General features: G+C 72.2%; 1 protein-coding gene. It reads right to left on the reverse strand.

Going from position 1 to position 25613, the window contains the following annotated elements; genetic code table 11:
• Positions 1-36: 36 nt before the first annotated feature.
• The gene (locus ACFP3H_RS16720) at positions 37-25128 is read right to left on the reverse strand and encodes a non-ribosomal peptide synthase/polyketide synthase (protein ID WP_378606746.1); all 25092 of its coding nucleotides are present in this window, start codon (positions 25126-25128) and stop codon (positions 37-39) included.
• Positions 25129-25613: the final 485 nt, after the last annotated feature.

Raw genomic sequence — 25613 nt, forward strand, 5'->3', positions numbered from 1 at the left:
GCGACGTGCGCGCTGCACGATGACCGACTTGCGATTCTAGGCGCCCATCGCCCCCGCACGCGCATCGGCCCTCGTCGCGGGGTCTTGTCCGGCGAACCCGTCGGCGCCGGTCTCGGCCCCGTCGAGCACCTCGGCGATGCGCGCCAGGCCCGCTTCGCCCGCCATCGCCCAGTGCGTGGCGTCGATGCCGTGGCGGTGCACCGTGCCGCCGATGGCGGTGGTCCAGCTCGCCGCGCCGCGCGAGGCGGTGGGGTCGTCGACGGTGGCCGCGAAGTAGACGAGGTCGCCGTCGAAGCGGCGCGGCCGGTAGTCGTCGACCATGTGCATCGAGGCGGTCGCGGCGTCGAGGATGCGGGTGATGCGGTCGCGGTCGAGGGCGGCCAGCGGGCCACCGATGCCCGCGGCCGCGGCGGCCAGGCCGTCGGCGTCGAAGGCCAGTTCGGCCCCGGCGAGGCCACCGAGCAGGTCGCCGACGGTGGGCATCGGGGTCTGTTCGGGTCCGTCGCCGAGCCAGCTGTCCATCATGGCCAGCTGCGCGACCTGTTCGCCCTCGGCTTGCAGGCCGGTGGCGACCGCGTGGGCGAGCAGCCCGCCCAGCGACCAGCCGAGCAGGTGGTAGGGCCCGTGCGGCTGGACTTCGCGGATGGCCGCGATGTAGCGCCGCGCCCAGTCCTCGATGGTGGCCGGCAGTGGTTCGTCGGCGGTGAGGGCCGGGGACTGGAGGCCGTAGATCGGCCGGTCGAGGTGACGAGTGAGTCCGGCGAAGGACCAGGCCACGCCGCCGACCGGGTGGATGCAGAACAGCGGCGCCCCGGTGCCGCCCGCGCGCAGCGGGAGCAGGACCGCGAACGCGTCGTCGGCGGAATCCCCTTCTACGCGAAGTCGTTCCACGACGACGGCGGGTGTGGGGTCGGTGAAGAACCAGGCCACCGGCACCGTGCTACCCAGTGCCTCGCTCAGCCGCGAGGACAGCTGGACCGCGGTCAGTGAGTTGCCGCCGAGGTCGAAGAAGTTGTCGTCCATGCCGATGCGCTCGAGCCCGAGCACCCGCGCGAACGCCCCCGCGACCACCTGTTCGGTCTCGGTGATGGGCGCCCGGTAGGCGGCTTGGCGCAGCTCGGGGCGGGGCAGCGCACCGCGATCGAGCTTGCCCGAGGTGTTGACCGGCAGGGCGGCGAGCTCCACCACGACGGCGGGCACCAGGTACCCGGGCAGTTCCGCCGCCAGCGCCGAACGCAGCGCGGCGACATCGACAGTCGAATGCGCCTGCACCACAGCACCTTCGGCATCCGACCCCGGGACAGCAGCCCCGACATCGGCGAACCCGGTGGCAGCAGTATCGACACCACCACGCTGACCAGCAGTCGCGCTGATATTCCCACCGACCGCGCCGTCGGCAGCGCCGCCCTCGGTGTCGACAACGGCACCGGACGCGGGCGTGCCGTTCTCCTGCGCACGCGCGGAGGCGCTCGGCACGACCGGGTGGCCGCTCACCCAGGTGCCGTCCTCCTGCGCACGCGCGGCGACGACGTAGGCGACGAGCCGGTCGGCGCCGACCCCGGAGACCACGGCGGCCGCGGCCTGCGCGATTCCCGGCTGCCGCTGGAGCGCGGCTTCCACCTCGCCCAGTTCGATGCGCTGGCCGTTGAGCTTCACCTGGAGGTCGGCGCGTCCCACGTATTCCAGTGTGGGACTGCGCTTTCCGCGCAGCCGGACGAGGTCGCCGGTGCGGTACATCCGGGCGCCGGGCGCACCGAACGGATCGGACACGAACCGTTCGGCGGTGAGTTCGGATGCCCCGACGTACCCGTGCGCGAGCTGGGCGCCACCGACGTACAGCTCACCGACGACACCGGGCACCACCGGCCGCAGCCGGGAATCGAGCACGTAGAGCCCCGTGTTCGACACCGGCGTGCCGATCGGCACCGTGACGAGGTCGTCGTCGCCGACCACATGGGTGCTGACCTGCACCGTGGTCTCGGTGGGCCCGTACAGGTTCACCACCTGCGCGCCGGTGAGTTCGCGGACCTGCTGGGCGAGCGCGGCGGGCAGTGCCTCACCACCGGCGAACACACGCCGAAGTGCCTGGCCCGCACCACCATCGAACGCGACGCCCGGCGCGAATCGCGCGCTCGAGCCGCCGTCTACGAGAAGACTTTGTCCCACCCCGGCGTCGTTGCCCGTGCCGGTCACACCCTGACCAGCACCCGCACCGGCACCGTTGCCCACGCCGGTCACACCCTGACCAGCACCCGCCTCGGCGTTGTTGCCCAGGCCGGTGTCACCCTGACCGGCACCCGCCTCGACCAGGTGCGCGACATAGGCCGAGAGCAGGGTCGGCGCGAATTGCACAGTGTCGATGCGGTGTTCGGCGATCAGCGCCGCCAGGTAGGCCGGGTCGCCGTGTCCACCGGGTCGGGCGATGATCGTGCGAGCACCCACCCGCTGGGGCAGGAGCAGTTCCCAGATGGAGGCGTCGAAGGTCGTCGGCGTCTTGTGCAGCACCGTGTCACCGGCGGCGAAGTCGAAACGCCGTGCCAGCCAGTCGAGTTGGTTGACGATCGCCCGGTGCGGGACACCGACGCCCTTGGGCAGCCCGGTCGAGCCGGAGGTGAAGATCACGTACGCGGTGTGCTCGGGCAGCAGCGGGCGCACCCGCTCGGCCTGCGCGATCGGCCCGGCGGCGTACCCCGCGAGATCGACCGTGTCGAGCGCGACCGTCGCCACGGGCAGATCCACCCCGGACGTGCTCAGCACGCACACCGGCTGGGCGATCCGCAGAATGCGCGCGACCCGTTCGGCCGGATGATCGGGATCGACGGGCACATACGTACCGCCTGCGGCGAGCACCGCGTACACCCCGACCAGCAGGTCCGCCGACCGCCGGACTCCGACCGCCACCGAACTGTCGGGTCCGACGCCGAGCGCGATGAGATGGCGAGCGAGCCGGTTCACACGGTCCGCGAACTCGACGTAGGTGAGCACGGTGTCGCCGTCGACGAGCGCGACAGCATCGGGCGTGGCAGCGACCTGCCGCTCGAAAGCGGTGGCGAGAACCCCTTCCGCCCAGTCGTTCTCGCTGATCCGGGCACGTGCCAGGTCGCGCGCGGGCAACAGCGACCCGGGCACATCTTGCCCAGTGTCCGACCGCGCGTCGGAGGTCTCTCCACACACGCCCAGCTCCGTCGGGCCGGACGCCCGCGAGGTGGCAGCTTGCCCATCGTTCGACCGCGCGTCGGAGGACGATGCCCGCACCGCACGCCCGTCATCCGCAAGCTGTCGGTCGGCGAACGGGGACGGCTCAGTGCCCGTCTGCACCGTTTCCGACCCGGGGAGATCCGCGAACGACGCGGACCGCTCGATCCCCGACCACCGGTCGAGCAACGCGCGATCGGCGTCGGTGAGCAGGTCGATATCGCCCACCAGGCCCTCCGGGTCGGCGGTGACCGCATCGAGGACCCGCACGTACCCCTCGGCGATGCGGGCGGCCGTGTCGGCGTCGAACAGGTCGGTGGCGTAGGTCAGGCTCAGCGCGCAACCCCCGTCGGCGGTGTCGGCCAGGACCAGGTCCAGGTCGAATTTGGCGATGCCGGCGTCGGCGTCGAGGCCGGTGATCGTGAGGTCGGGCAGGTTGACCGCCACGGGGGCGGCGGACAGGTTCTGGAAGGCCAGCATCACCTGGAACAGGGGGCTGTGGGCGGCCGAGCGGGCCGGGTCGAGCACGTCGACGAGCCGTTCGAAGGGCACGTCGGCGTTCTCGAACGCGTCCAAGTCCACCCGCCGCGCCTCACGCAGCAGGGCGGCGAAGGAGGCGCCCGGGTCAACGGCGGTGCGCAGCACCAGGGTGTTGACGAACATGCCGACGAGGTCGTCGAGCGCCTGCTCACCGCGACCCGCCACCGGCGTGCCGATAGCGATGTCGCCGGTGCCGCTCAGGCGCGCCAGCAGGGCGGCCAGTGCCGCATGGGCGACCATGAACTCGCTGGCGTCGACCCGACGGGCGAGCTGGGCGACCCGCTGCCAGACCTGCTGCGGCACTACGGTTTCCACACTCGCGCCACGATGCGAGGCGACGGCGGGCCGTGGCCGATCGGCGGGCAGTTCGAGCACGCCGCTCGCGCCGTCCAGCTCGTTGCGCCAGAACCGCAGCTGCGCGGCGGCGACCGAGGCGGTGTCGTCCTCGCTGCCGAGGACCTCCCGCTGCCACAGCGTGTAGTCCGCGTACTGGACTTCCAGTGGGGCCCAACCGGGTTCGGTGCCGGCGTGCCGGGCGAGGTAGGCGGCGGCGGTGTCGCGCAGCAGCGGTCCGGCGGAGAATCCGTCGGCGCTGATGTGGTGGATCACCACGACGAGCACCACTTCGTCTGCCGCACAGCGCAAGACGCGCACGCGCACCGGCGGCGCGGCGGTCACGTCGAATCCGCGTCCGACCTCGGCGGCCACGATGGCGGGCACCGCGATCGGATCCGCGGTCTCGACCACCGGTGTGGGCACGAATTCCCACACCACCTGGTGGCCGATGCCGTCGAACGCCGGGTAGGCGGTGCGCAGCACCTCGTGGCGGTCGAGCACGTCGGAGACCGCGGCGGCGAGCGCGTCGGCGTCGACGGCGCCGGACAGCCGCACCGCGATCGGGATGTTGTAGGCGGCCGAGTCCGGGTCGAGGCGGTTGAGCAGCCACATGCGCTGCTGGGCGGCCGAGAGCGGAACGCGCGCCGGGCGCGGTCCGGCGGTCAGCGCGATGCCGGTGCCGCTGCCCGCCTTCGCCGCGAGCGCGGCCGCGAGGTCGATGACCGTGGTGGCCTCGAACAGGGTGCGCACGGGCACCCGGGTCGACAGTGCCGCCCCGAGTCGGGCCGCGACGCGGGTGGCGATGAGCGAGTTGCCGCCGAGTTCGAAGAAGTCGTCGTCGAGACCGACCTGCTCGCGCCCGAGCACCTCCCCGAACACCTCGGCCACCGCCCGCTGGGCCGCAGTGACCGGGGCACGGAAGGGCCTGGCCACGAATTCCGGTGCGGGCAGGGCTTTTCGGTCGAGCTTGCCGGAGGTGTTGAGCGGGAACGCGTCCAGGACCACGATCACCGACGGCACCATGTAGGACGGCAGCACCGCGCCGACGGCGGTGCGCAGGTCGGCCGCGTCCACCTCGACGCCCGGTGCGGGCACCACGTAGCCGACGAGGCGGTCGCCGGTGTCGCTCGGCGAGACCACCGCCGCGGCCTGGCTGACCGTGGGCAGGGATTGCAGCGCGTTCTCGATCTCGCCGAGTTCGATGCGCTGACCACGGAACTTCACCTGGAAGTCGATGCGGGCCAGGTAGACGAGCACGCCGTCACGGGTCCAGCGCACCAGGTCGCCGGTGCGGTACATGCGGGCCCCGACGACAGGGTCGGTAGCGGAGCCACCGGCCACAGCACTGTCGGCGCCGAGCGCGAACGGGTCGGCCACGAACCGGTCCGCCGACAGATCCGGGCGACCGAGGTAGCCGCGCGCCAACTGCTCACCGGCCAGGTACAGCTCACCGGCCACACCCGGCGCCACCGGACGCAACCGCTCGTCGAGCACGTACACCCGGGTGTTCCATTCGGGCACCCCGATCGGCACGGTCTGCCCGGTCGCCGCCTCGGCGGGCCAGGCGGTGACCGACACGGCGGCCTCGGTGGGCCCGTACAGGTTGTGCACGGCCGCAGTCGATTTCGCACCGAAGGCGGCCACCGTGTCCGGGGTGAGCGCCTCACCGATCGCGAGGACCAGGCGCAGGCTCGCGAGCTGGTCGGCCTCGGCGTGCGCGGCGAACATCGCCAGCATCGACGGGACGAAGTCGACGACGGTGATGCGCTGGGCGGCAACGAGTTCGGCGAGGTAGAGCGGGTCGCGATGCCCGTCCGGGGTGGCGAGCACCAGGGTCGAACCCGCCGCGAGCGGGGCGAAGTAGCCCCACACCGACAGGTCGAACCCGGCCGCCGACTTCTGCAGGTACACATCGTCGCCGTCGAGCCCGTACCGATCGAGCAGCCAGGCGATCTGATTGCGAATCCCGGCATGGCTCATCGCCACGCCCTTCGGCTTACCGGTCGACCCGGAGGTGAACAGCACGTAGGCCAGGTTGGAATCCCGCAGTGGGGCACGGAGTTCGCTGTCTGCCACCGGGTGCGCGGGGTAGGTGTCGGTCGCGATGTCATCGACCACGACGACCCGCGCGGGCGTCGAACCGACCGCCGCTTCCCCGGGGCCGACCGACGGCCCGAGATCCGCTGCGGCACCGAAGATTACCGATTCCGACGGCTCGAGGTCCGTCGCGCCCGACTCACCGGTCTCCCGGCTGACCGGCTTCGACAGCTCGGCTGCCTGTACGACCGTCGCCGACAGCTCAGCTGCCTGCCCGAGCTCAGCTGCCTGCCCGACCGTGGGCGACAGCTCAGCTGCCTGGCCGTCAGACGCCGACAGCTCGTTCACCAGGCCGACGGGGGCCGACCGCTCAGCTGCCAGGCCGTCAGACGCCGACAGCTCGTTCACCAGGCCGACGGGGGCCGACCGCTCAGCCGCCAGGCCGTCAGACGCCGACAGCTCGTTCACCAGGCCGACGGGGGCCGACCGCTCAGCCGCCAGGCCGTCAGACGCCGACAGCTCATTCACCAGGCCGACGGGGGCCGACCGCTCAGCCGCCAGGCCGTCAGACGCCGACAGCTCGGCACCGAGGTCCGCGCGAGTGTCGAATTCATCTCTGCGGGTGGTCAGGACGAGGTGCGGGTGGGCGGTGTCGAGGATCTGGGCGATGCGGTCGGTGGGGTGGTCGGGGTCGACGGGGACGTACGCGCCGCCCGCGGTGAGGACCGCGTACATGGCGACGACCAGGTCGATCGAGCGGCGCATGGCCACGGCGACGAGCACGTCGGGGCCGACGCCCTCGGCGATGAGGTGGCGGGCGAGCCGGTTCACCTGGGCGTCGAAGGCGGCGTAGGACAGGGCGGTGCCGTCGAAGACCAGCGCGGTGGCGTTCGGTCGTGCCGCGACCCGCGCCCGGTAGGGCGTGAGCAGTGTTGCGGTGCGGTCGATCTCGTGCGCGGTCGTGTTCCAGCCGTCGAGGATGCGGTGGCGTTCGGCGGGCTCGAGCACGTCGAACGCGTCCACCGGCGTGTGCGGTGCGGCGGCCACGGCGGTGAGCAGCCGTTCCAGGCGGGCGCCGATCGCCGCGGCGGTCTCGGTGTCGAACACGTCGTGGGCGTAGGTGAGCACGCCGGTGACCCCGGCGGCGGTCCCGTCGGCGGCGTAGTCGTCGCTGACGATCAGGTGCAGGTCGAACTGGGACAGTTCGCTGTCGGTGTCCAGGCCCGAGACCGTGATCCCGGGCAGGGTCAGTTCGGCCCGCTCGAAGTTCTGGAACGAGAACCCGACCTGGAACAGCGGATGCCGCGCGGTGGAGCGGGTCGGGTCGAGCACCTCGACGAGGCGTTCGAACGGCACATCGGCGTTGGCGTACACCGCGAGGTCGGTGGCGCGCTGCCGAATCAGCAAGTCGCGGAACGACTCTGCGTGCCGCAGGCGGGTCCGGAACACCAGCGTGTTGACGAACATGCCGATCAGGTCCTCGAGCGCGGCCTCCCCGCGCCCGGCGACCGGGGTGCCCACGGTGATGTCGGCACTGCCCGACAGCCGTCCCAGCAGGGCGGCGAAGGCGGTGTGCACGACCATGAACAGCGTCGCGCCGGATTCCCTGGCCAGCTCGGCGAGCCGGGCGTGGGTGGCGGCGTCGAGCGTGACGGGCACGGTGCCGCCGGCCAGGGTCCGCACGGCGGGGCGCGGGCGGTCCAGCGGCAGGGCCAGTTCCTCGGGCAGGTCGGCGAGTTCGCCGCGCCAGAAGTCGAGCTGGCGGGCGGCGACGGAGTCGGGATCGGACTCGTCGCCGAGCACCGCGCGCTGCCACAGCGCGTAGTCGGCGTACTGCACCGGCAGCGGCGCCCACTGCGGGGCCGCGCCGTCGCGTCGTGCCAGGTAGGCGGTCATGAGGTCGCGCACCAGCGGCGGCACGGAGGACCCGTCGGCGCTGATGTGGTGCACGACCAGGGCGAGCACCGCTTCGGTGTCGGTGATCCGGTAGAGCACCACGTCCCACGGCACACCGGCGGTGACGTCGAAGGTGGTGGCGGCCAGTGCCGTCACCGCGTCGACGACGTCCTCGGCCGCGATATCGCGAACCCGCAGGGCCACATCGGCTTCCGCGGCGGACAGGATCTGCTGCACGGGCCCGTCGGCGGTCTCGGGGTAGAAGGTGCGCAGGACCTCGTGCCGTTCGACGAGATCGTCGACCGCCGTGGCCAGTGCGGCCAGGTCGAGGGCACCGCTGAGCCGCACCGCGATCGGCACGTTGTACCCCGCCGAGTCCGGATCGAACCGGTTGAGGAACCACATGCGCTGCTGCGCGGGCGACAGCGGCAGCGACGCGGGCCGCTCCCCCGCCACCAGCGCCACCCGCGCGGCACCGGCGTCGGCGTCGAGCGCGGCGGCCAACGCGGCCACCACCGGCGCCTCGAAGATCCGCGCCACCGGCACCCGCCGGTCCAGCGCCGCCCCGAGCCGCGCGGCGACCCGGGTCGCGATCAGCGAGTTACCGCCCAGATCGAAGAAGTCGTCATCGGCGCCGACCAGTTCCGCACCGAGCACGTCGGCGACGATCCCGGCCACCACCAGCTCGGTCGGCGTCGTGGGCGCCCGGAATTCCCGCGCGACCAGTTCCGGCGCGGGCAACGCCCGCCGATCCAACTTGCCGGACGCGTTCACCGGTAGCTCGTCGAGCACCACGAACACTCCCGGCACCATGTAGGCCGGAAGCGCCTGCCCGAGCGCGGCTTTCACCACATCGAGGTCGATCAACTCGGCGACGGAACGCACCTCCGCTGCCACCCGCGCGGCGACATCAGCAGTCGCCGCGTCGGGGCCGATCAGCTCGGCAGTCGAGTGGGTCGCCGCAGCGCGCCCGACCGGTTCGGTGGTGGCGCGCGCCACGTCGGGTTCAGCCGGAACGAGGTACGCGGTGAGGTAGTCGCCGGTGCCGTCGTCGCGGACGGTGACAACCGCGCGGTCGATGGCGTCCAGTCCGCTCAGGACCGCTTCGATCTCGCCGAGTTCGATGCGCAGGCCGCGCAGTTTCACCTGGAAGTCGGTGCGGCCCAGGTACTCCAGTTCGCCCGTGCGGGTGCGGATCACCAGGTCGCCGGTGCGGTACAGGCGGGCGCCGGGGGCGCCGAGGGGGTCGGCGACGAAGCGGTCGGCGGTGAGGTCGGGGCGCGCGAGGTAGCCGCGCGCCAGCTGGATTCCGGCCAGGTACAGCTCGCCGGGGACGCCGACCGGCACGGGGCGCAGCCGGGCGTCGAGCACGTGCAGGGCGGTGTTGGCGACCGGGGCGCCGATCGGCACCGTGACGGTGTCGACGTCGGTGACCTCGTGGAAGCTGACGTCCACGGCGGCCTCGGTGGGCCCGTAGAGGTTGTGGACCGCCACCGCGGGGATCAGCGCGCGCAGGCGCTGGGCGTCGGCGGCGGGCAGCGCCTCACCGGAGGCGAACACCTGCCGCAGCGACACACACTGTCCGGCAGTGGGTTCGGCGAGGAAGGCGGCCAGCATGGACGGCACGAAGTGCGCCACGTCCACGCCGGTGCGGGTGATCACCTCGGCCAGGTAGGCCGGATCACGGTGCCCGTCGGGCCGCGCGATCACCAGCGTGGCCCCGATCTGCAAGGGCCAGAACAGTTCCCACACCGACACGTCGAAGGTGATGGGCGTCTTCTGCAACACCACCGACGCCGGGGTGAGCCGGTAGGCGTCCTGCATCCAGACCAGCCGGTTCACGATGGCGGTGTGGGTGACCGCCACGCCCTTGGGCTTGCCGGTCGAGCCGGAGGTGAACAGCACGTAGGCGAGATCGGCGCCCCGCAGCGGCCGCAGTCGGTCGGCGTCGGTCACCGGGTCGCCGGCGAAACCGGACAGGTCGAGCGCGGCGGGATCGACCACGCGCACAGTGGATTCGGCGCGCGTGACATCCGGGTCCGAGGTCCATCGGCCGGAATCCGTTCGACCGCGGTCCACGGCGAATCCGCCGGTGCGCGACTCGGATTCACCGTCGACCGTCGAGAACTGGCCGGTGGTCGAATCACCGGCCGACCGGACGGATCCGCCGGTGCGCGACTCGGATTCACCGTCAGCGGTCGAGGACTGGTCGGTGGCCGAATCACCGGTCGACCGGACGGATTCGACTGTGCGCGGCTCGGATTCGGTCGGAGTCGGCGTCGGACGGGGGAAATCGGAGGTGGCGAGCACACACACCGGCGCGGCGGTGGCCAGTACGTCGGCGATGCGGTCGGCCGGGTGGTCGGGGTCGAGGGGCAGGTAGGCGGCACCTGCGGCCTGCACGGCGTAGAGGGCGACGAGCAGGTCGATGCCGCGCCGGAGTCCGACACCGACGATCGAACCCGGGCCGACCTGTTCGGCGATCAACCAGCGGGCGAGCTGGGCGACGCGAACTGCGAACTCGCCGTAGGTGATTCGCTGACCCTCGAAGTCGAGGGCCACCGCGTTCGGCGTGCGCGCGGCTCGGTCGGCGAACAGCGAGACCAGGGTCGCGTCGAGGTCGAGCGGGGCGACGGTGTCGTTCCACGCGGCCAGTTGCGCGGCCTCGGCGGCGTCGAACAGGTCGATCTCGCCGACGGCGAGGGTGTCGTCGGCGACGACCTCGCCGAGCACCCGCACGAATCGGGCGCCGAGGCGCTCGACGGTGTCGGCGTCGAACAGGTCGGTGGCGTAGCGCAGCGCACCGCGCATGCCGGGTTCGCCCGCGGTGCCGATGGTTTCGTTGATCGCCAGCGACAGGTCGAACTGGGTGGTCGCGGCGGGCAGGTCCACCGCGCCGATGCGCAGGTCGGGCAGTTCGATGGTGGTGTCGTCGCGGTGCTCGAACGCCAGCATCACCTGCACGATCGGCGCGTAGGAGGTGGACCGCACCGGGTTCAGTTCCTCCACCAACCGCTCGAACGGCAGGTCGGCGTGGGCGAAGGCGGCCAGGTCGGCGGTGCGCACCGTGCGCAGCAGCTCGCCGAAGCCGGCGCCGCCGTCCACCGTGGTGCGCAGCACGAGGGTGTTGACGAACATGCCGACCAGGTCGTCGAGGGCCGCGTCGGCGCGGCCCGCGACCGGCGTGCCGATCGCGATATCGGGCCCGGCGCCCAGGCGCGAGAGCAGCACCGCGAACGCCGCGTGCACCACCATGAAGGTCGAGACGCCGTGGCGCCGTGCCATGGCCTCGATTCCGGCCACGATCTCGGCGGGCACGTCGAATCCGACGGCCGCGCCGATTCCGTCGCGCACCACCGGCCGTGGCCGGTCGGTCGCGAACTCCGAAACCGGTGCCAGCCCGGCCAATTCGTCTCGCCAGTGCGCGAGCTGCCGGGCCGCGCGCGACTCGGGATCGGCGGGATCGCCGAGCACCGCGTGCTGCCACAGCGTGAAGTCCGGGTACTGCACCGGCAGGGGCTCCCACACCGGCGCGACGCCCGCCGCCCGCGCGGCATAGGCGGTGACCAGGTCACGGGCCAGCGGCGTGGTCGACACACCGTCGGCCGCGATGTGATGCACGGCCAGCACGAGCACGTGCTCGACATCGGCCCGCGCCGAATCGTGCACCGAGGGACGCGCCACGTCCGCGCCATCGGCTACGGCGAAGGCGTCGGCGCCACCGTGCGGCGGGCGCGCCCCGGCGATCGCTGTCGACGGCAGGGCATCACGGGACGCACCGGTCGAATCGACAGTGCCGTAGGCATTTTCGCTCGCGGTGCGACGCAGCAGCACGGCCCGCAGTGGCGGCTCGGCGGTCAGGTCGTACCCGGCGCCGATGATCGCGCGCACCGTGTCCGCCAGTTCCGCCTCGCGAATGTCGCGGACCACGCTCTCGGGCATGACCCGCTCGACCGGGAGGACGACCTGGGTCGGGCCCTGCTCGTCCTCGGGGAAGACGGTGCGCAGGGATTCGTGCCGGTCGAGGACGTCGGCCAGCGCGGCCCACAGGGCGTCGGTGTCGAGGGCGCCGGTCAGACGCAGGGCGATCGGGAGGGTGTAGACGGCCGAGTCCGGGTCGATGCGGTTGAGCAACCACAGGCGAGTCTGCGCCAGCGACAACGGGATCCGCTCGGGACGCGGCGTGGCGACCGTGAGCGGCGGCAGCTGCTCGCGGCGGGCGGCGGCACGTTCGGCCAGGCCGGCGACGGTGGGCGCGTCGAACACGTCGCGCACATCCAGCGCACTGCCCAGCGCGGCATTGGCCCGCGCCACCAGGCGCATGGCGAGCAGCGAGTTGCCGCCGACGGCGAAGAAGTCGTCGTTCGCGCCGACCCCCTCGACCCCGAGCAGCTCGGCGATCACCCCGGCCAGCACGGTCTGCGCGCCGGGTCGCGGCGCCACGTAGACCGTGGTGGCGGACAGGTCGGCGGCGGGCAGCGCGGCCCGATCGAGCTTGCCCGCCGAGTTCAGCGGCACCGTCTCGAGCACCACCAGGTGCGCGGGCACCATGTACGCGGGCACCCGCCCGGCCACATGGGCACGCACGGCCACGACATCGACCGCACCGGCCACATACCCGACCAGGCACTGCCGTCCGGCGTCGTCGGTGGCGGGCAGCACGGTCGCGTGGGTCACGCCGGGGGCGTCCCCGAGCGCGGCCTCGATCTCGCCCAACTCGATCCGCAGCCCACGGATCTTCACCTGGAAGTCGTTGCGGCCCAGGTAGACCAGGGCACCGTGGCGATCACGGCGCACGAGGTCACCGGTGCGGTACATGCGCGCGCCACCACCGGAGCGATGCACGGGGGAACCGCCATCATCGGCCCGCTGCGCGCGAACGCCACCATCGCCGGGACGACGCACGCGGGCCCCATCGTCATCAGCGCCGCGCAGGCGATCGCTACCATCACCGGCACCGTGCACGCCATCGCCATCACCGGGACGCACGTGATCGCCACCGTTACCGGCGCCATGCAGTCGGTCGCCATCACCGGTGCGATCAGTGACCGTGGTCTCGGGTGCCGGCTCAATGTCTAGGGCGGCCGCGAACGGGTCGGCGACGAAGCGGTCGGCGGTCAGGTCGGGTCGGCCGAGGTAGCCGCGCGCGAGCTGGTCGCCCGCGAGGTAGAGCTCACCCGCGACACCGTCGGGCACCGGGTGCAGGCGCTCGTCGAGGACGTAGGCGCGCACGTTCCAGGTCGGGCGCCCGATCGGCATCTCGGTCTGCTCGACCGGGGCGGTGATCTGCTGGAACGTGCTGGTGATCGCGACCTCGGTGGGACCGTAGGTGTTGTGCAGTTCGCCGGGCAGCGCGGCGAGCACGGTGGCCGCGAGCGGGGCGGGCAGTTCCTCGCCGCCCACGTGCAGCATCCGCAGACCGCGCAGCGCGTCGCCGAGCCCTTCGGCCAGCATCGCGGCCAGCACCGACGGCACGATCTCGAGGATGGTGATGCCCTGCTCGCGCACCACCTGCGCCTGGTAGGCCAGGTCGAGGTGGCCGCCGGGGCGCAGCAGCACCAGCGGGGCGCCGAGCAGGGCGGGCGCGAGGAGTTCCCACAGGGACACGTCGAAGGTGAGCGGGGCGCGCTGGAGGAACCGGTCGGCCGAGGTCATGGCGTATTCGCCACGCAGCCAGGCGATTTCGTTGACCACGGCGCGGTGCGAGACCAGCACGCCCTTCGGGGTGCCGGTGGAGCCGGAGGTGAACAGCACGTACGCCGGGTGCTCGGGGTGCAGCGGCGCGAGACGTTCACTGTCGGCGAGCGGCGTGCCCGCGACACTGCCGCGCGCGGAGTCCTCGAGTTCGGCGACGGTCAGCACGGGGAACCCGGAGCGCGAGGCGGCGGCGAAATGCACGGAGGCCGTGGCGGATCGGATGCCGCTGTCGACATGATCGAGGTCACCGGCGGCGGCGACGATCACCAGGCGCGGGGTCGCGGTCTCGAGCACATGGCCGATGCGTTCGGCGGGCTGGCTCGCGTCGATCGGCACGTACACGCCACCGGCGGCGAGCACACCGTGCAACACCACCAGCAGTTCGATACTGCGCGGAACCGCCACGGCCACCGGGGTTTCCGGGCCGACGCCGCAGTCGATCAGGCGGCGGGCGAACCGATTGGCCCTGGCGGCCAGAGCACCGTAGGTGATCTCGGCGCCCTCGAAGACCGCCGCCACCGCGTGCGGGTCACGGGCAGCCGCGGCGTCGAGCAGGTGCGCGGCCAGCGGGGCGCGCAGGCCCAGTTCGGCCAGTTCGGTGTCCAGGGCGACCACGTCACCGTGCGGGCCCGCGACCAGCGCGGCCCGCGCACTGTCGGCCAGCAGGGCGAGGTCGCCGACCGGGGTGCCGGGCGCGGTGACCGCACCCCGCAGCACCCGCTCGAGCATGGCGATCAGACCGACGACGGTGTCGGCGTCGAAAAGGTCGGTGGCGTAGCGGAGTTCGAGGTCGAGGCCGTCGGGTGCGCCCTCGGCGGTGTAGCGGTCGACGAAGGTGAAGTCGAGGTCCACTTCGATCGGCGCGTCCGGCAGGGTCAGCCCGGACAGGGTCAGGCCGGGCAGTTCGAACGCGGTCCGCCGCTGGTTCTGCAACGCGAGCGAGACCTGGTACAGCGGCGAATAGCCCTGGGAGCGAGCCGGATTCAGGGCATCGACCAGGCTCTCGAACGGCACGTCGGCATTGTCGAAGGCGTCGAGATCGTCGGCGCGGACCGCGTCGAGCAGTGCGCCGAAGCCGGCGTCGGGCCGCACCCGCGCGCGCAGCACGAGGGTGTTGACGAACATGCCGACGATGTCGTCGAGTTCGCGATGACCGCGCCCGGCCACCGGGGTGCCGACGACGATGTCGGTGCCGGCCGACAGGCGGGCCAGCAGCACCGACAGGCCCGCGTGCAACACCATGAACGGGGTCGCGCGGTGCGTGCGCGCCAGGTCCTCGATGCCCCGGTGTAGGTCGGCGGGCAGGGTGGTGGTGACGGTGGCGCCCCTGTTGGAGGCGATCAGCGGCCTGCGCCGGTCGGCGGGCAGGGTCAGCACGTCGGGCAGGCCCGCGAGTTGGCGCGTCCAGTAGTCGAGCTGGCGGGCCAGCGGCGCGTCCGGGTCGTCCACGCTGCCCAGACCCTCGCTCTGCCACAGCGCGTAGTCGGCGTAGTGCACGGTCAGGGCGGGCAGGTGCGGCTGGGTGCCCGCCGCGCGGGCGGCGTAGGCGGCGACCAGGTCGCGAGTGAGCGGGCCCATCGACCACCCGTCGGCGGCGATGTGGTGGACCACGAGCACCAGGACGTGCTCGGTCGGGGTGACCCGGAGCAGCGCGGCGCGCACGGGCACCTCGGTGGTGATGTCGAAGCCACCGGCCAGGACCGCGACCACCGCGGCGGGGACCTCGTCGGCTGACACGTCGGTGACGGCGAGCTCGGGCACGAAGGCGGGTCCGACGAGTTGGGTTGCCTGCCCGTCGAATTCGGGATAGGTGGTGCGCAGGGTCTCGTGCCGGGCGATCAGATCGCCGAGGGCACCGCGCAGCGCCTCGGTGTCGAGGTCGCCGCTGAGCCGGATCGCGACCGGGATGTGGTAGGCGGCGGAGTCGGGGTCGAAGCGGTGCAGGAACCACATCCGCTGCTGGGCGGGCGAGAGCGGAATCCGTTGCGGCCGTTGGCCCGCGACCGGTCCGCGCCTGCTGCCGGTGCCGCGCAGCGCGTCCAGTCGCAGGGCGAGTCCGTCGACGGTGCTGTCCTCGAACAGTTCCCGCACCGGCACCCGCGCGTCCAGCGCGGCACCGAGCCGCGCGGCCACCTGGGTGGCGAGCAGGGAGTTGCCGCCGAGGGCGAAGAAGTCGTCGTCGGCGCCGACCCGCTCGAGGTCGAGGACCCCGGCGAAGGTGGCGGCCACGATTCGCCCGGTGGCGGTGGCGGGTTCGCGGTAGTCGAGCTGTCGCGATTCCGGTGCGGGCAGGGCCCGACGGTCGAGCTTGCCGGAGGCGTTCACGGGCAGCTCGTCGAGGAAGACGTAGGCGCCCGGGACCATGTACGAGGGCAGGGTCGCGCTGATCGCGGCATCGAGATCGGCTGTCGTGGAGGCTGTCTCGTCCACGGACGCGCCGGCGGCGCGGACCACGTAGGCGACGAGCTGGTCGGGGCGACCCTCGTCCGCGCGGACCAGCACGGCGACGCGGTCGATGCCGGGGACCGCGGCGATGGCGGCTTCGATCTCGGCGGGTTCGATGCGCAGACCGCGCAGTTTCACCTGGAAGTCGGTGCGGCCCAGGTAGTGCAGGGCGGGGCCGTGCGGGCCGGTGCGCCAGGTGACCAGGTCGCCGGTGCGGTACAGGCGCTCGCCGGTGCCGAAGGGGTCGGCGACGAACCGTTCGGCGGTGAGGTCGGTGCGACCGTGGTAGCCGTCGGCGAGCTGGGCGCCCGCCACATACAGCTCACCCGGGACACCGGCCGGGACCGGGTGCAGGCGCGAATCCAGCACGTACACACGGGTATCGGCGACCGGCGTGCCGATCGGCACGGACGCGGTCCGCTCGTCGCCCGCCTCGTGCGTGGTGACCTGGATGGTGGTTTCGGTGGGGCCGTACAGGTTCACGACCCGCGCGCCGGTGCTGGTGCGCACGCGGCGCGCCAGGTCGGCGGTCAACGCCTCGCCACCGGCGAACACCAGACGCAGCGAATCACTCTGTGCCGCAGCGGGTTCTGCCAGGACAGCGGCCAGCACCGAGGGGACGTACTGCACGACACTCACGCCGTGGCGCGTCGTGGCGGCCGCGAGGTAGGCCGGGTCGCGGTGCCCGTCGGCGGTGGCGAGGACCAGTCGCGCGCCGACCTGCAAGGGCCACAGCAGTTCCCACACCGACGCGTCGAAGGTGAACGGGGTCTTCTGCAACACCACGTCACTGCCGTCGAGGGGGAATTCGCGCTGCAACCACAGCAACTGGTTCACGGCGGCGCGGTGCGAGACCGCCACACCCTTGGGTCGACCGGTGGAACCCGAGGTGAACAGCACGTACGCCAGGTTCTCGGGGCGCAGCGGTGCCACGCGCTCGGCATCGGTGATGGGGTCGGTGGACAGGTCCGACAGATCGAGGGTGTCGACCCGAACGACACGAGTGTCCCCGGAGAGACCGTGCGCGTCGACTTCGGGGGTGAGCGCGCTCTCGCCTGCCCCCTCCGAGATACCCAGAGCCGCAACCGATTCCGTGCGAGTCAGCACACACACCGGTGCCGTCTGCGCGAGCACATACGCGGTCCGCTCGACCGGATGATCCGGATCCACCGGCACATACGCCGCCCCGGCCGCCAGGACCGCGTGCACGGCCACCAGCTGATCCAGCCCACGCCGCATCGCCACCGCGACCAGCGCCCCGGGTCCGGCCCCGAGCCCGATCAGATGCCGGGCCAACCCGGCGACCCGCCCACTGAACTCCGCGTACGTCAGCTCCGCGACGCCTGCCGAATCGACACCCGCTCCGGGAGCTGTCGACGCAGCGGACAGCGCCGCCGAGGTGGGTGTGGTCGAAGCACGGTGTTCGGCAATGGCATCGACCGCCGCATGCTCGAGCCGAGAAATCGCGCTCGCCGACCCGACGGGTCCACGGGCAGAACCACTGTCGATGGCCGCGGCATCGGCGGCCGCTCCGGCGACAGCCCCGGCAGCCGTGGCCGTGCGGGCGACAGGCGCAGCGTCGGTGGCGGCTCCGACGACAACCCTCACGTCCGTGGCCGAACGAGTGCCAGTCGCCGCGTCCGAGGCCGACCCGGCGGCGAGCCCGGCGTCCCCGGCCGCTTCCGGCGACGGCCGATGCGCGGTGGCCGAAGGCACTGTCGCCGCGAGGTCGCGGTCCGACAACGCGTTACCGAGGAACTCGGGATCCGTGTCGATGACCACCGCGATCGACTGCGGGTTCGTGGCCGCCCGATCGGCGAACAGGGCGGCCAGGGTGGCGGTGTGGGGGTGGTCGGTGGCGGTGTTGTTCCAGGTGGTGAGGAGTTCGGTGTGTTCAGTGGGGGTGAGGAGGTCGAGGTCGCCGAGGGGGCGGGTGGGGTCGGTGAGGGCGGCGGTGAGCAGGCGGGTCAGGCGGGTGGCGAAACCGGCGACGGTGGGGGCGTCGAACAGGTCGGTGGCGTAGAGGAACGCGCCGGAAATGCCTGCGGGGGTGCCGGTCTCGTCGCGGTGTTCGGTGAGGGTGAGTTCGAGGTCGAACTTGGCGACACCGGTGGGCAGGTCGAAACCGGCGACCGTCAGGCCGGGGAGGGCGAGTTCGCTCGGGGTGTCCTCGTTGAGGGACAGCATCACCTGGAACAGGGGGTTGCGGGCGGTGGAGCGGACCGGGTCGATGACCTCGACGAGGCGCTCGAACGGGATGTCGGCGTGGCCGAAGGCGGCCAGGTCGGTCTCGCGCACGCGGGCGACCAGGTCGGTGAACGAGGTCGCGGGCGACACCTCGGTGCGCAGGACCAGGGTGTTGACGAACATGCCGACCAGATCGTCGAGTGCGCGCTCACCACGCCCCGACACCGGGGTGCCGATGGCGATGTCGGTGGTCGCGGACAACCGTGCCAGCAGCGCCGCGAACACCGCGTGCGCGGCCATGAACACCGTGATGCCGTGTGCGCGAGCGAATTCCGCCAGCGCGCGGTGGGTCTGGGCATCGAATTCCACCCGGTGCAGCGCACCACGGCGGGAGGCGACGGCGGGCCGCACCCGGTCGGTCGGCAGTTCCAACTGCTCGGGCACACCGGCCAGCGCGTTCTTCCAGAACGAGAGCTGCTTCGCCGCAACCGATTCCGCGTCGGCGGCATCGCCGAGCACGGCGTGCTGCCAGAGGGCGTAGTCGGCGTACTGCACGTCCAGGGGCGCCCACTGCGGGTTCGCACCGGCAGCCCGCGCACCGTACGCGATGAGAATGTCACGGATCAACGGCCCGAACGAGAACCCGTCCGCCGCGATGTGATGCAGCACGATGACCAGGACATACTCCGCCGCATCAGGAACCGTCGCGACCTTGCCGACGTATCCGGAGCCCTCGGCACGCTCGACACCTGCGCGGGCTCCCCCATCGACATCCGCAAGCCCACCGGTACCTGCTCCCACGTCGGTGCCGGCATCGCCACCGGTGGCGGCATCGTCACCGGCATCGGATCCGAGAAGGTCGAACGAGCTGGTGCCCGCGACAGTACCCGAGTCCCGCACGCCCGCCGGGTCGGCGTGCTCTGCCGAGGGGCCGGTCCGATCGAGGTCGAACGCCGACGAGTCCGCCGGTGTCGCCGAGCTACTCGCGGCGACCCGCAGCAGGCTCGCGCGGATCGGGGCGTCGACGGTGAGGTCGAAGCCGGTGGCGGCGAAGGTGCGGACGGCGTCGGGCAGGTCGGACGCGCCGACGATGTGGGGGTGGACCTCGGGGAGCAGGCCGGTGGCGGGCAGGATCTCCGCGACGGCCTGGCCGTCGCGCTCGGGGTAGCGGGTGCGCAGGACCTCGTGGCGGTCCAGCACGTCGACGATCGCGGCCTGGAGGGCGGTGATGTCGAGGGCGCCGGTGAGGCGGACGGCCATGGGGATGTTGTCGGTGGCCGAACCGGGGTCGAACCGGTTGAGGAACCACATGCGCTGCTGGGCGGGCGAGAGCGGCAGCACCTCGGGGCGCGGGCCCGCGACCAGGGCGGGACCGGTGCCGGTGCCGCGCAGGCGCTCGGCCGCGGCGGCCAGGGTGAGCACGGTGGCGGTGTCGAAGAGCTGGCGGACGGGGACGCGCAGGTCGAGGTCGGTGCCGATGCGCGCCATCAGGCGGGTGGCGAGCAGCGAGTTGCCGCCGAGGTCGAAGAAGTCGTCGTCGCGGCCGACCCGATCCACGCCGAGGACCTCGGCGAAGGCGGCGGCCACGACCTGCTCGGCCCGGGTTTCGGGGGCGCGGTAGGCGGCGGCCTCGAAGACCGGCGCGGGCAGCGCGGCCCGGTCGAGCTTGCCGACGGGGGTCAGCGGCACCGCGTCGAGGGCGACGATCGCGGCGGGCACCATGTGCGCGGGCAGGTGGGCGGCGGCGTGCGCGATCAGGGTCGCGGAATCGACTGCGGCACCGGTCACGACGTAGGAGACCAGCAGCGTCGCGCCTGCCTCGGTGCGGTGACCGAGGGTGGCCGCGAAGTCCACGGCCGGGTGGCGGGTGAGCACCGCGTCGATCTCGCCGAGTTCGATGCGGAAGCCGCGCACCTTCACCTGGAAGTCGTTGCGGCCCAGGTATTCCAGGTCGAAGGAGCCGTCGCGGCGCACCCAGCGCACGGTGTCGCCGGTGCGGTACATGCGCTCGCCGGGGGCGCCGTAGGGGTTGGTGACGAAGCGCCCGGCGGTCAGCGCGGGCCTGCGGTGGTAGCCGCGCGCCACCTGCGCACCGGCGATGTAGAGCTCACCGACGACCCCGGCCGGAACCGGGCGCAGGCGCTCGTCGAGCACGAGTTCGGTGGTGCCCTCCACGGGCGCGCCGAGAGTGATCGGCGTTGCGGCGGTGAGGGGTTCGCTGATGTTGGTGACGATGGTGGTCTCGGTCGGACCGTAACCGTTGCGGAAGACCAGCCCCGGAATCGCGGCGGTCCAGCGCGCGACCAGCTCGGCCGGGCACGCCTCACCACCGACCACGACCACCCGCAGCGCGTCGAGCCCGTCGGGGTTCACCGTGGCCAGCGCCGACGGCGTGATGATCACATGGGTCACCCGCTCGACCCGCAGCAGCTCACCCAGCTCCGCCCCACCGAACACGCCGGTCGGCGCCACCACCATGGTCGAACCCGCGGTGACGGTGAGCAGCAGCTCGGCCACGGAGATGTCGAACGAGGGCGAGGCCACGTGCAGCACGCGCGCGTCGGCGGCGGCCAGGTAGCGCCCCGCCTGCACCGGCAGATACGCCGCGACCGCCCCGTGCGGGATCACGACGCCCTTGGGCAGACCGGTGGTGCCGGAGGTGTAGATGACGTAGGCGGGGTCCAGCGGGTCCACCGGGCGGCGACCGCCCCCGGCACGCGCCGAGCCGAGCCCCGACGCCGTGTCGCGGACGGTCCCGCCCGAGCAGCCGCCGAGGGCGGAGTCGACAGTGACCGGGACCGGTTCGCGACCCAACGAATCACACTCTCCACCAGCATGTTCCGCACCTCGATCGATCTCGCGATCGAGCAGCAACCAGTCCACCGTGCCGGGCAGATCCGCCGACACCGACTCGACCGTGATCCCCGCCGCCGCACCGGAATCGGCGAGCATGTGGGCGACGCGGTCCGCCGGGTAGGTGGGGTCGACCGGCAGGAATCCGGCGCCGGACTTCACCACGGCCCAGACGGCGGTGACCGAGTCGGCCGAACGCGGAATGCTCACGGCCACCAGGTCACCCGCGCCGATGCCACGCTCGGTGAGGTGGGCGGCCAGGCGTGAGGAGGCGGCGTCGAGTTCGCCGTAGGTGAGGGTGCGGGCACCGTCGCGCAGGGCGATCGCGGACGGGTCGGCGGCGGCGCGGGCCAGCACCTGCGGCAGCAGCGGGGCCGGGTCGGACGGGCCGCCGGTGCGGGTGGTCAGCTCGGCGAGTTCGGTGTCGATCAGCAGGGGCAGATCGGCGACCGGGGTACCCGGCGCGGCGGCGATCGCGGCGAGCAGGCCGGTGAAGCGGCGCACCATGCGGGCGACGGACTGCTCGTCGAACAGATCTGTGGCGTAGGAGAATTCGCCGGACAGCCCCCGGGTAGCGGCCTCGCGCACGGTCACCGAGAGGTCGAACTTCTCGATGTCGTAGGGCATGTCGACGGCGGCGGCCCGCAGGCCGGGCAGTTCGAAACCAGTCGGCGGCAGGTTCTGCAGCGACAGCGCGACCTGGAACAGCGGGTGGCGACCGGCCGACCGCGACGGCGCGAGCACCTCGACCAGCCGCTCGAACGGCAGGGTGGTGTGGTCGAACGCGGCCAGATCCTCGGCCCGCACGCGACCGAGCAGGTCGGCGAACGATTCGGCACCACGCACCCGGGTGCGCAGCACGGCGGTGTTGACGAACATGCCGATCACGTCGTCGAGTTCGGCCGCGCCGCGCCCGGCGACCGGCGTACCGATCGCCACATCGGCATTGCCCGACAGGCGCGCGATCAGCACCGACAGGGCCGCGTGCAACACCATGAACAGCGTGGCACCCTGCTGCGCGGCAACGGCATTCAGCGCGGCGACCACGTCGGCATCCAGCTCGAAGTCGATCCGGCGCCCGTGCATCGAGGCGGTGGCGGGACGCGGCCGGTCGGTCGGCAGACTCGACTCGTCCGGCAGTCCGGCCAAAGCCTCACGCCAGAAGGCGATCTCGCGCCCGGCCTGCGACGCGGCGTCCTCTTCGGCCCCGAGGAGCGCCCGCTGCCACAGGGTGTAATCGGCGTACTGCACCGGCAGCGGCACCCACTGCGGCGCCGCGCCCTCGGTCCGCGCGTAGTAGGCGGCCATGGTGTCACGCACCAGCGGACCGGCCGACCACCCGTCGGAGGCGATGTGGTGCACGACCAGCACCAACACGTGATCGCCGTCGACCTCGAACAGCCGCGCGCGCACCGGCGGCGCGACGGTGACATCGAACCCGCCCAGGATCACCTCGGCCAACACACCCGGCAGTTCCCCGGCCCCGACGCTGACAGGATCGAGCAGCCCCGACACCCCAGCGGACCCGGCCGCGCCATCGAGCACCACCCCGGCCGGACCCGTCCCGACCTCCGCGACGGAGCCCCGGCTCGAATCACTTGCCGCACGGAGCAAGTCGATTGCCTCGTCGACCAGGAGAACCCGCTGGATCCCCACCCCGTCGACCTCGGGATACACCGTGCGCAACACCTCGTGCCGCGCGAGCAGATCACCCACCGCCGCCGCCAGCGCCGCCCGGTCCAACACACCGGACAGCCGTACCGCGATCGGGATGTTGTACGCCCCGGTCGCCGGATCGAACCGGTTCAGGAACCACATGCGCTGCTGGGCGGGCGAGAGCGGCACGATCGCCGGCCGCGGACCCGCGACGAGGGCGGGCCGATCATCGGCGGTCCCACCGTCGACGAGCGCGGCCAGCACCGCGACGGTCGGGCTGTCGAAGAAGTCCCGAACATCCACCCGCACACCGAAACTCGACTGTAGGCGGGCGATGGCGCGGGTGGCGATCAGGGAGTTCCCGCCGAGACGGAAGAAGTCGTCGTCCAGGCCGATGGTCTCCACGTCGAGCAGCTCGGCGAACAGCGCGGCCACGGCCCGCTCGGTGGCGGTGCGCGGCTCCCGGAATTCCGCGGCGGCCGCCCGGAAGTCCGGCTCCGGCAGTGCTTTTCGATCCAGCTTGCCGCTGGCGTTGATCGGCATGGCCGCGAGCTGCACCAGCAGCGAGGGCACCATGTACTCCGGCATCGACGCCTTGGCGTGCGCGACCAACTCGGCCTCGTCGAGCGCCGCGCCGTCGGTGCTCACCACGTAGCCGACCAGCGCCTCACCGGCGGCGTGCCGGTGCAGGACCACCGCCGCGTTGCCGACCCTCGGATGCGCGGCCAGCACGGCCTCGATCTCGCCCAGTTCGATCCGCAGGCCGCGCAGCTTCACCTGGAAGTCGGTGCGCCCCAGGTATTCCAGCTCGCCGCGCACCGAACGCACCAGGTCGCCGGTGCGATACATCCGCTCCCCGGCCGTCCCGTACGGGTTCGCCACGAACCGATCCGCCGTCAGCCCCGGCCGCGCCACGTACCCGCGCGCCAACTGCACACCCGACAGGTACAGCTCACCCACCACCCCGACCGGCACCTGGTCGAGGTTCTCGTCGAGGACCAGCAGCCCGGTGTCGTCGGCCGGTCCGCCGATCGGCACCGACACCTCGTCGGCGGCGGTCACCTCGTGCGCGGTGACATCGACGGCGGCCTCGGTGGGCCCGTACAGGTTGTGCAGCGCGGTCGCCGACAGCGCCCGCAATCGCGCGGCCGTGGCGGCGGGCAGCGCCTCACCGGAGGCGAACACCATCCGCAACGACGACAGATCCACCTCGGCCCCGGAATCGCCCAGCTCGCCCACGAACGCGGCCAGCATCGACGGGACGAAGTGGGTCACGGTGGCCCGGTGCTCGGCGATCAGCGCCGCCAGGTAGGCGGGATCACCGTGGCGGCCCGGTTCGGCCACGACCAGCCGCGCACCGACCTGCAGCGGCCAGAACAGCTCCCACACCGACACGTCGAAGGTGTAGGGCGTCTTCTGCAAGACCACGTCGGCCTCGGACAGGGGGTAGCAGCGCTGGCGCCATTCCAGGTTCGCCACGATCGCGCCGTGGGTCACCGCCACACCCTTGGGCCTGCCGGTGGAGCCGGAGGTGAAGATGACATAGGCCGTGTTCTCGGCCCGCGCCGCCACGACCACCTCGGCGGGCGTCTCGGTCCAGTCGATGTCGTCGGTCCGCAGCACCGGCGCGTCGGCCAGATCCGGCTCGTCGCACGCCCGGGTCACGACCACCACCGGCCGCGCCACCTCGAGCACATAGTGCAACCGCTCCACCGGATGATCGGGATCCAGCGGCACGTACGCGCCACCGGCCCGCACGATCGCGTGCACCGCGACCAGCAACTCCACACCGCGCCGCATTGCCAACCCGACCAGCGACTCCGGCCCCACACCCAGCTTCACCAGTCGCCCGGCCAGCACCCGCACCCTGGCGTCGAACTCCGCGTAGGTCAGCGACTGCTCCCCGAAGCGCACCGCCACCAGATCCGGCGTGCGCGCGACCTGCGCGACGAACCGGTCCACCAGGGTGGCCGCGGCCACCGACTCCAGCCCCAGCGCCGCCATCGCGTCGACGGCCAGCGCGTCCAACAGCACACCGAAGGTTCCGTCGGCGGCGTCGACCACGCCGGGGAACAGCTCGGCGAGCACCACCTGCACCAGCGTCTCCGCGTCCAGCGCCCCGCCGGTGAGCTCGGCCATCAGCGTGAGCTGGGCGTCGAGCTCGGCGTAGGACACCGCCGTGCGGTCGAACTCGACCGCGACCCGCGCGGGATCCATCATCGCGACCGTCGCCACCAGCGCTGCCAGCTGCTCTGTTTCCGCGCGCGCCGGAGTGGGGTTGGTCATCGCAACACTGCCTTCCATTACCGGCCGCGGGTAACGCCACGCGGCCGCACAAACTCTCGGAACTCCCCGGCCGGCATCCGGGGCGACGGGATCAGCGGGGGTGGCCAACCTCGGGCACCCTGCCCGAAATCCACCCACTCACACCGGTTTCAGTGCGATCGGCTATGACACGATCACTGACTCGGCTATCTCCCGACCTCCATCATCGAACCCCGACACCTGAACACGCGTCCATATACGAGGAGAAGCGTATTCGTTTCCACATTAAACCGGACCGGATTCAGTCAATATCTGACCGGGTCCTACCCTTTCGACGCCGAGAACGGACCGACGTGGCATCCGCGTACGTCGAGCGGACAGCAATCAGCTCGCGACTCCCACCGGGAGGGCGCGACCACTGTCGTCACAGATTCTTACTGTGTCCAGTCACACTAGGGGACGCAACGTTGCATCACCGTTGCATCATCGTGACCCAGATCACGAGC

This window comes from Nocardia lasii (genome assembly GCF_042658545.1).
Classification (GTDB): Bacteria; Actinomycetota; Actinomycetes; order Mycobacteriales; family Mycobacteriaceae; genus Nocardia; species Nocardia lasii.